General features: G+C 48.5%; 1 rRNA gene. It reads left to right on the forward strand.

The window, feature by feature from the left end:
- Positions 1-620 (forward strand): 23S ribosomal RNA (locus tag ACTG7L_RS10775); the annotation flags it as partial.

Here is a 620-nt window from a genome sequence, read left to right on the forward strand (position 1 = left end):
TAACACTAAGGCGTGATGACGATTTCCCAAGGGAAAGAAGTTGTTGATACCACACTTCCAGGAAAAGCCACTAAGCTTCAGATTTATCTAAACCGTACTGAAAACCGACACAGGTGGTCAGGTAGAGAATACTCAGGCGCTTGAGAGAACTCGGGTGAAGGAACTAGGCAAAATAGCACCGTAACTTCGGGAGAAGGTGCGCCGGCGTAGATTGTAGTCTTTTACAGATGAAGGTTGAACCGGTCGAAGATACCAGCTGGCTGCAACTGTTTATTAAAAACACAGCACTCTGCAAACACGAAAGTGGACGTATAGGGTGTGATGCCTGCCCGGTGCTGGAAGGTTAATTGATGGTGTAATCGAAAGAGAAGCTCCTGATCGAAGCCCCAGTAAACGGCGGCCGTAACTATAACGGTCCTAAGGTAGCGAAATTCCTTGTCGGGTAAGTTCCGACCTGCACGAATGGCATAATGATGGCCAGGCTGTCTCCACCCGAGACTCAGTGAAATTGAAATCGCCGTGAAGATGCGGTGTACCCGCGGCTAGACGGAAAGACCCCGTGAACCTTTACTATAGCTTGACACTGAACCTTGAATTTTGATGTGTAGGATAGGTGGGAG

The organism is Lonepinella sp. BR2357 (assembly GCF_051851525.1).
In the GTDB taxonomy this organism is placed as follows: domain Bacteria; phylum Pseudomonadota; class Gammaproteobacteria; order Enterobacterales; family Pasteurellaceae; genus Lonepinella.